The organism is Elusimicrobiota bacterium (assembly GCA_026388075.1).
Taxonomy (GTDB): domain Bacteria; phylum Elusimicrobiota; class Endomicrobiia; order Endomicrobiales; family JAPLKN01; genus JAPLKN01.
The window spans coordinates 1-7,878 of sequence record JAPLKN010000089.1 but is presented as its reverse complement, the minus strand read 5'-3'; the positions used below and the strand labels follow the sequence as shown (position 1 = coordinate 7,878).

Annotated in this window: 10 protein-coding genes; 4 read left to right on the top strand and 6 right to left on the bottom strand. The window is 36.9% G+C overall.

From position 1 onward, the window contains the following. The 3 genes from topA to NT145_04985 all read left to right on the top strand — a co-directional run. A partial coding sequence (gene topA / locus NT145_04995; protein MCX5782044.1) for a type I DNA topoisomerase occupies positions 1-1,459 on the top strand: 1,459 nt, incomplete at its 5' end. Positions 1,460-1,576: 117 nt separating this feature from the next. Then, positions 1,577-2,521, top strand: coding sequence for a tyrosine recombinase XerC (locus tag NT145_04990; GenBank protein ID MCX5782043.1), 945 nt, complete (start codon positions 1,577-1,579; stop codon positions 2,519-2,521). Positions 2,522-2,725: 204 nt separating this feature from the next. Beyond that, complete coding sequence (locus tag NT145_04985; GenBank protein ID MCX5782042.1) at positions 2,726-3,631, top strand: hypothetical protein; 906 nt, start codon at positions 2,726-2,728, stop codon at positions 3,629-3,631. A gap of 259 nt (positions 3,632-3,890) precedes the next feature. On the opposite strand, the gene rsfS is transcribed toward NT145_04985, so the two are convergent. The 3 genes from rsfS to yqeK are packed head-to-tail and all read right to left on the bottom strand — an operon-like array spanning position 3,891 to position 5,989. Next, the gene (gene rsfS / locus NT145_04980; GenBank protein ID MCX5782041.1) at positions 3,891-4,253 is read right to left on the bottom strand and encodes a ribosome silencing factor; all 363 of its coding nucleotides are present in this window, start codon (positions 4,251-4,253) and stop codon (positions 3,891-3,893) included. Further along, a complete protein-coding gene (locus tag NT145_04975) occupies positions 4,246-5,400 on the bottom strand; it encodes an LCP family protein (GenBank protein ID MCX5782040.1) in 1,155 nt (384 codons plus the stop codon). Before NT145_04975 ends, rsfS begins: the two co-directional genes overlap by 8 nt. Next, the gene (yqeK, locus tag NT145_04970) at positions 5,390-5,989 is read right to left on the bottom strand and encodes a bis(5'-nucleosyl)-tetraphosphatase (symmetrical) YqeK (protein MCX5782039.1); all 600 of its coding nucleotides are present in this window, start codon (positions 5,987-5,989) and stop codon (positions 5,390-5,392) included. Before yqeK ends, NT145_04975 begins: the two co-directional genes overlap by 11 nt. 62 nt (positions 5,990-6,051) lie before the next feature. On the opposite strand from yqeK, the gene NT145_04965 reads away from it, so the two are divergent. Further along, positions 6,052-6,219 (top strand): hypothetical protein, encoded by a 168-nt coding sequence (locus NT145_04965; GenBank protein ID MCX5782038.1) that lies wholly within the window; start codon positions 6,052-6,054, stop codon positions 6,217-6,219. Here the strand turns inward: NT145_04965 and nadD are convergent. From nadD to NT145_04950, 3 genes are read right to left on the bottom strand one after another with little or no spacing between them, the layout of a single operon-like run. Beyond that, positions 6,205-6,783: a nicotinate-nucleotide adenylyltransferase gene (gene nadD / locus NT145_04960; GenBank protein MCX5782037.1), complete on the bottom strand. Its 579-nt coding sequence runs from the start codon at positions 6,781-6,783 to the stop codon at positions 6,205-6,207. The two genes, NT145_04965 and nadD, sit on opposite strands and share 15 nt — an antisense overlap. Beyond that, on the bottom strand, positions 6,784-7,098 hold the full coding sequence (locus NT145_04955) for a hypothetical protein (GenBank protein ID MCX5782036.1): 315 nt from the start codon (positions 7,096-7,098) through the stop codon (positions 6,784-6,786). It abuts the gene before it with no gap. A gap of 25 nt (positions 7,099-7,123) precedes the next feature. Then, positions 7,124-7,555 carry an amino acid-binding protein gene (locus NT145_04950; protein ID MCX5782035.1) on the bottom strand — a complete coding sequence of 144 codons (432 nt, stop codon included), beginning with the start codon at positions 7,553-7,555 and terminating at the stop codon, positions 7,124-7,126. Between the last annotated feature and the right edge of the window lie 323 nt (positions 7,556-7,878).

Genomic DNA, 7,878 nt, shown 5'->3' with positions numbered 1-7,878 from the left:
TTCTAAAAAAACTGCGGACCCGCGGCATTTTTTTGCTAATCTTATTTCAAAGGGAAACAAAAAATATGAAAAACTGGACATCAAAAATAAAAATTCGGCAGAACAGATTTTAAATGACCTTAAAGGCGCCAGCTACGAAGTTTTAGAAATTGAATCAAAGGAACGCCGCAGGTCATCCCTGCCGCCTTACGCGACTTCAACATTGCAGCAGGATGCCTCACGGAGAATAAATTTCTATGCGGCCAAGACAATGAAGGTAGCTCAAAAATTGTATGAAGGTGTCCCTATAGGAAAAGAAGGAAATATCGGACTTATTACGTATATGCGAACTGATTCATTAAACATAGCAGAATCTGCAAGAAAAGAAGCCCGCGAATATATTAAAAATAGATACGGAGAAAACTTTCTGCCGGAAAAACCAAAAATATACAAGACAAAATCTAAAGGCGCCCAGGAAGCCCACGAAGCAATAAGGCCGACATCAGTAAAAAGAACTCCTGAACAAATTAAACAATATCTTTCACAGGAAGAATATAAGCTTTATGACCTTATCTGGCGCAGATTTGTGGCAAGCCAAATGAACGATGCTTTGTTTGATACTGTTTCGGTAGATATAAAAGCAAAAGAATATATTTTCAGATCTACCGGAAGCACTTTAAAGTTTAAGGGTTTTCTGGAAGTTTATGAAATTAAAGAAGATGACGAAAAAAGCGAATCCTTGCCTGTCTTGAACGAAAAAGAGATTTTAAATTTGATCAACCTTGCCAATGATCAGCATTTTACAGAACCTCCGCCCCGGTATAATGAAGCGAGCCTCATAAAAACTCTTGAGGAACAAGGTATAGGACGGCCTTCCACTTACGCTTCAATCATTTATACGATAATGCAAAGAACTTACACGCGTCTTGAGCAAAAAAGATTTTACCCAACGAACCTGGGAATCCTTGTCAGCAATCTTTTAAAGAAATATTTTAATGAAATTGTTGACATAAAATTCACTGCGGGTATAGAAGAAAATCTTGACCTTGTTGCTGAAGGAAAAACTGAATGGGTTACAATGGTCAAAAAATTTTATGGCCCGTTTAAAAAAGAGCTTAGCGATGCTGAAAAGTTGATAGTCCGCCAAAAAGTTGAGCCGGAAAAAACAAATGAAATCTGCCCGAAATGCGGAAAACCTATGGTTTTAAGAGACAGCCCTCGCGGTCAATTTCTTGCCTGTTCGGGATTTCCTGAGTGCAGAACGACTTTTTCACTGGATAGGGAAGGCAACAAAATTGAAAAGGTTAAGCCCGAGATGACCGATATTAAATGTGAAAAATGCGGAAAACCCATGCTTAAAAGGGTTGGAAAAAGGGGGCCCTTTCTTGCCTGCTCCGGATTTCCTAAATGCAGGAATATTAAGAAAATAAAAGAACCCGGGACCGCCGAACCTAAGAAAGATAGCAGTAAACCCAGTTAGAAACAGCTAAACGTTAAGAAAAAGTAAGGAATATGACAAGACAATGAGTATAGCTTTTCGCAGTTTGGGGAATAAGCAGTTGTTTAACTGTTTCTAACGGGGTAAAATTTAATTTGTATGGAAAAATATTTTGAACAAATCTCTCCTGATTCATTGGCATATCTTGAAAAATTCCTGAAATACCTAAAGGCTGAGAGGAACTATTCCAATCTTACTATCAAGGCTTATAAAACAGACATTATTGAATTCCTGGCATTTTTAGCTAAAAACTATCAAGGAAAAGCTTTAAAAGACTCCGAGAAACTGACTTTAAGAGAATATTTTTTACATCTTCAGAACTTAAAGCTTAATCGTTCTTCGGTTATTAGAAAAATTGCCGCACTAAGATCTTTTTTCAAATTTCTTACAAAAGAAGAAATAATCGTTCAAAATCCTTTCCTTTATTTATCAAGCCCAAAAGCAGAAAAAAAGATACCGACATTTTTATCTGAAGAAGAGATACACAAGCTTTTTTCTTTGCCTAAGATGTCTTTAAGGGACAGCTCGATGCTTGAATTTCTTTACTCGGGCGGATTAAGACTGGAAGAATTAGTCGGCTTAAATATCAATGATATCGATTATATTTCAGGAATTATGAAAGTTTTAGGCAAGGGCAATAAAGAACGTATTGTGCCGGTAGGAGAAAAAAGCCTTGAAGTTCTTCATGAATATTTAAAAGAAAGAAATACGTTCATTGAAAATATAAAAACCATTCCCGGACATGACATTTCAAAAAATGCCCTATTTCTGAACAAGTCCGGAAAACGGATTTCTTCGCGGGGCGCAAGAAAAGCTTTGCACAAATGGTTTAGCCTTGCCGGGTTTAAGAAAAAGGTCAGTCCGCATACATTAAGACATACTTTTGCGACCCATCTTCTTGATAGAGGGTGCGACCTTAGGTCCGTTCAGGAAATGTTAGGGCATAAAAGCATAGCAAGCACTCAAGTTTATACGCATGTAACTGCAGAAACATTAAAGAAAGTTTATGAAAAAGCCCATCCTCTCGGGCATAAACCCCGTTAGAGATAACGGGCACTTTGCGAATAAAGATGGTGGTATTACACCACCATCTGATGGCATGAATTCAAACCCTTGATAGGAATTGGCGACAATCTCTAACGGGGTAAATAAGGCTGGTTGTTTTGAACAAAAATTCTTTTTTATAGACGGCTCAAATGGGTAAAAGGCAAAAAAGATTTAGAAAAGAATAAAAAGAGGTTATTGCAAATGCAGGAAAATGTTCGTCTTTTGATGGAAGAAACAAACTGCGAGCAAGGCGAGGCGGAACTTGCGCTTGAACTTGCTGAAAATGATTTAGAAAAGGCGATAAAGACTATCGGCAGTATTTTAAAGCAGATATTCGCAATAAAAGGAAAATTTTTTCTCCCTTCAAAAAACCTTTATGGCCTTTTTCTTATCGTTCTTAACACCAAATCTCAATCAGTATTAAGGCTTCATATTGTAGTTTCTTACAATCCCGCTCTTTATGAAAATTCTGCCGCCATGGACTGGTATGCACTTGAAAAACTTATATTTTACTACCGTCTTGATGAAGGCAGTTTACCTGATTTTACCCAAGACATTGAACAAAAGCTTAAAGGTTTCATATCAAATAATAAGGAAATTTTTGCCCAGTACAACACTCAAAATATCACCGCTTTACTAACAAATTTTTTTGCTCCTGATTCAGTTGAAATCAGTCTTGTGGCAGAAGAGCTTAATCTTGCCCAGTTTAGACAGCTCCCAAAAAGTGAAACAGAAACAAGCAAAATAATAATTGATCACGAAAAAGATCCTTCTCTGGTTCATCTGGCCGTAGAAGTTATGGAAGATATTAACGGAAAAGAAATTTCTAAACTGTCTGAAGGAGATGTTGTTTTAACGCTAATTTCAGACACAAGAGATATAGCTCACTATCTTGCGCATCTAATCGGAGGAAGAAGAGAAGGAATTATGATTCCCCTTCCCGCCGTTATTAAAAAAATTTCTCCCGTATCTTTGGATTTATTTGAAATTCAGGTATACTATTCCCCGGGAATTATCGGGGAAACTGTGTTGGGCAAAGGAAGTCAAGTTAAGCTGATTGAAACCAAAACACTCCCCTGGTGGAAAAAAATCATTCCTTGGACTTAATCTAGGGCTTACTGAAAAATAGAACTAATGATTGAATTATTAATAAGTTATACGAAAAAAAAGAACTTAGAAGTGCACGGTTTTAACACGCATTTCATCAAAAAGCTTACACTTTTTGTTACGAAAATATTTTTCATTAAGCCCTTGATTACACAGATAACGGCAAGATTACACCGATTCACCGTCAATCGTAATCTGTGTAATCAATTCTGTAATCAGTGTAATCAAGGGGGCAATGAGTTTTTCAGTGCCCCCTAATTTATTTTTCAAACGATATATGCCTTGCATTTTCCCAGAGCTTATCAAGCCTGTAGAATTTTCGCGCTTTTAAAGACATGACATGTATCAAAAGTCCGCCGTAATCTAATACCGCCCAGGAATCGGAATATTTTCCTTCTTTATGTATGGGAAGCAGATCAAAATCTTCTTTGATTGACTTCTTTATATGTTCGCTTATTGCGCGAATCTGAGGATAAGAATTGGCGGTAATGAGCAGAAAATAATCGGCAAGACTGGAATATTTTTTTACATTCAGAATATATATTTCTTCGCCTTTTTTGTCATCGGCAATTTTTGCTGCGGCTCGCGCAAGAACCAAAAAGTTTATCCTTTTCCTATTCAATCTTACAATCCTCGCCGAGTATTAAAGAGATATCGATGTATCTTTTTGCTTCATAACGCGTTACTATTTCGCCGCAGGAAATAATATTTGATATTTTTTGTGCGGTTTTTAAATCCCCCGATAAATCTTTTATAAGAGTTTTTTTCTGCTTTACCGAAAACGTGCCCCATTCCACAACATCGTAGCCTTTTTCTCTTAATATCCAGGTAATTTTTTCAGCCAGATTGTTCTTTCCGGAGGCATTCCAAACCTCAAGGCGCACCTTGGGGCCGCTGTACAGCGAGATATCTTTTGAAGGAAATAGTTTATCAAAAAGGCCCTTAATACTTTCATTATCCGGCTCAAAATATGCGCCCTTAAAATGTCCCGGCATTTGAAACACTTGAATATTTTCTCTTTTGATGTTTTTCAATTCAAAAAAGCCAAACATAAGATCCCACGGATTCAAGTTAGATTCTAAATTTGAATTTATTACGGGTATTATCCAAGGCATTTTAAAGAAAAGCGCCGGGCTTGAAATCTTTTTAAGGAACGCTTTTAAGAATAGCTGTTTCCTTAATGCATTATCTGCACGCGAGGATGTATTCATAAGTCTGACATATTCCAAAGTATCAGAAGCATTTAAACGATAGCTGCCGGTAGAAAGAAAAACTGTTAGGTTTCCATTTTCGTCCTTTTTGTTTACAGGCTCGTCAATATCTAAAGTTATCCCCCCCATAATATCAATAAGCCTTTCTAAAGAAACTAAATCAAAAGCAACATAGTTCGGAATGGCAGATTTATTTTGAAAAATATCTTCAATTTCTTTTATAACTCTGCGGGAAACCACGTGCATGTTTTTTTCGCTTTTGCAGGAGCTGTCAAATACTTTTTCTAAGGTTGTAACAGTTTTTGAATGCTTGGGGATCCTAGCCTCTTTCGGAATAGGAATAAGATTTAGATACCCTTGAGAAGGAACATAATTTACAAAAATTAAAAATTCCAGATGCCGCAGATTTTTGTACGGCGAACTGACCATAAGAACCGCATTTACTGATTTGGAATTTTTGATTGACTGCGAAAAGTAACTGCTGAAAGAAAGGTATATTGAAAAAATAAGAAACAAAACAGTCAGGAAAAGCAGAAGCTGGGGTTTGTTAAATTTCATTTGGATTTCTCTTTTTTATTACGCTGTTCCACGCTTTAACGGCATCCGGGTGAATCCACTTCTTCTTTTTTAAAACGTATGAAAGTTTATTTCCCATAGAGTAAAGAAGGGCGTTATCAAGATTTAAATTAATCCTATTTCTTAATTTTTTAACATAAGGATGCCTCCTGTCAGGAGACGAAGCGTCCGCAAGATATATTATTTTGGCAAGTTTGCTCATTCTTGGTTTGCCGAGCGTATGAGAGATTATCGCGTTTAAAACCTCATGGTCTTTTACGCCGAACTTATTTCTTGCGATATGGGCGCTGATATTTCCGTGGGCAAGAGAAATTCCGTATTTAATCAGATCATTTTTATTGTCAATTTTTATTCTGTGTTTATTTATGTATTTTATCATCCCGTTTCGCGTGTAGCCTTTGCCAATATCATGCAAAAGCGCGGCCACGTAGGCTTTCCCTTTTGATATGCCGTATTTTTTGGCAAGGAGCAGCGCAACTTTTGCCACCCCCAAGGAATGCTTGAAACGGGCTGAAGGTAAAAAACCTCTCAGGTGTTTTTTTATTTTCTGGATATTTTTTTCATTAATCATTTTATCCGCCTTCACACCGCGCCTGCCGGCGGGCAGGGAAAACTGCGGACTTATGTCCGCAGATGAATGCGAAAAGGATATCCACCGAAGCTGTGTCAACAATGCGGCGAATAGCCGCGCTGATTGATGACACGTCTAGCGCAGGCGGATTTGCTTCGGCGGATTTCGCCGAAGCAATGAAGGATACCACGAGTGTAAACTCATGGAGGCTTCATTTATTTTATGTATAGTTTCTTCTTTATTATGTATGTTTCAATGCTTTTTGGAACAAGCCCTGATACGGTTTTTCCTTTTTTAATCAGATTTCTAATTGAGGATGAAGAAATATTTTGGATCTCATTTTTAGTAAAATAAGCGTTTTTAAGATATTTGTTATTTTTGTCAGGCTTATACCCTTTTCTTTGTGCTACTATAAAAGAACAAAGCGTTTTAAAATCACCGATATTTTTCCAGCTTTTCAGCTCGTTTAAAGAATCTGACCCTATCAAGAAGAATATGTCGGCATTCGGATATTTCTTTTCAAAATAGCGCAGTGTATTAAAAGTGTAAGTCGTTGATTTCTTATTTATCTCATACCGGCTTAATGAAAAAAAAGGATACGGCTTAATCGCAGTTAAAATCATTCTCGTTCTATGGTTTGATTTTGCCAATATTTTTGTTTTTTTATGAGGCGGTATTTTTGCCGGTATAAAGATAACTTTATCAAGATTAAAATTTATTTTGGAATCCAGCGCAAGTTTTAAATGGCCGTTATGTATGGGGTCAAACGATCCGCCAAAAAGTCCGATTCTCATCTAAATTGCCTCATAAAACTTTTTTCCTTCAGGAACATAGAACCCAACCGAGTTTTCATTCCCGGGCCCGTTTCGGGTATCAGTTTGGGATCTGCCTGAAAAGTACGCGTTAAAATTTGGAAGATATGGAAGAGTAGGATTGGGTATACTGGAGACTTTTCCTAAAACGTTTACTTCCAATATCGGCTGGCCATCCAGCGATAAGGAATTTTTATCTACATTAGCGGAAATGGAAATATCTGAACAAAAAGAAATGCTTAAAAAGGAAAACAAAATACAAAAAATTAGTATGGATTTTTCTGCCAAATGTCTCATATTGCGCTTTAAGCCAAAAAATGCTTTATATGCCGTTAATTTCTTTTTTGCCTAGCATTTTCACTTTACTTTTTGCGAAGATTTCAATTGCTTTATCAGTGTCGTCAAATTTAAATACCAATAAGCCCTTTTTTGAAGATTTTTCGGCCAGCCCGTACATATAATCTACATTTATTGAATTTTCAAACAGGGTCTTTAGGATCCCTGCGAGCGAACCGGCATTATCACCGGTTTCTGCAACTACCACTTCAGTAGTGTTGGCAATAAAATTGTTATCTTTTAAAAGTTTAATAGCTTCTTCAGTTTTATCAACCAAAAGCCTTACAGCGCCGAACTCAAGATTTTCAGATATTGTAATAGCATTTATGTTTATGCCATTTTTCCCTAAAAGATTGCACAGGCCATAAAGCGTGCCTTTAGAGTTTTTAAGAAAAACCGAAAGCTGGGTGATTTTCATTTTTTCTGCCTCCTTTTTTTATCTTGGTAATGTCAAAAATATCTTATTTCTTACTATTTTCCCTCTCCCATGCAGACTGTGTCATAACTCTGCGTATTGTCATCCTGAACTTGCCTGCCCGCCTTTGGAGGGGTTCAGGATCTCATTATCGTAGGATACTAGATTCTGAAATAAATTCAGAATGGGCATAAAGGTTAAAAAGTGTTGCTAAAAATGCCCCTAAACAGCTAAAAGATAGACGGAACACAATGTAAATGATAGCATGAAAGTTAAAAGGATTTAACTTTCATGAAAAAAACGCTGTCCGCGATGCGCAAGCAGTC

Coding starts and splice junctions, on each gene's coding strand:
- NT145_04990 (MCX5782043.1), top strand. CDS start 1,577: ATGGAAAAATATTTTGAACAAATCTCTCCTGATTCATTGGCATATCTT.
- NT145_04985 (MCX5782042.1), top strand. CDS start 2,726: ATGCAGGAAAATGTTCGTCTTTTGATGGAAGAAACAAACTGCGAGCAA.
- NT145_04975 (MCX5782040.1), bottom strand. CDS start 5,400: ATGAAATTTAACAAACCCCAGCTTCTGCTTTTCCTGACTGTTTTGTTT.
- yqeK (MCX5782039.1), bottom strand. CDS start 5,989: ATGATTAATGAAAAAAATATCCAGAAAATAAAAAAACACCTGAGAGGT.
- NT145_04965 (MCX5782038.1), top strand. CDS start 6,052: ATGAATGCGAAAAGGATATCCACCGAAGCTGTGTCAACAATGCGGCGA.
- nadD (MCX5782037.1), bottom strand. CDS start 6,783: ATGAGAATCGGACTTTTTGGCGGATCGTTTGACCCCATACATAACGGC.
- NT145_04955 (MCX5782036.1), bottom strand. CDS start 7,098: ATGAGACATTTGGCAGAAAAATCCATACTAATTTTTTGTATTTTGTTT.
- NT145_04950 (MCX5782035.1), bottom strand. CDS start 7,555: ATGAAAATCACCCAGCTTTCGGTTTTTCTTAAAAACTCTAAAGGCACG.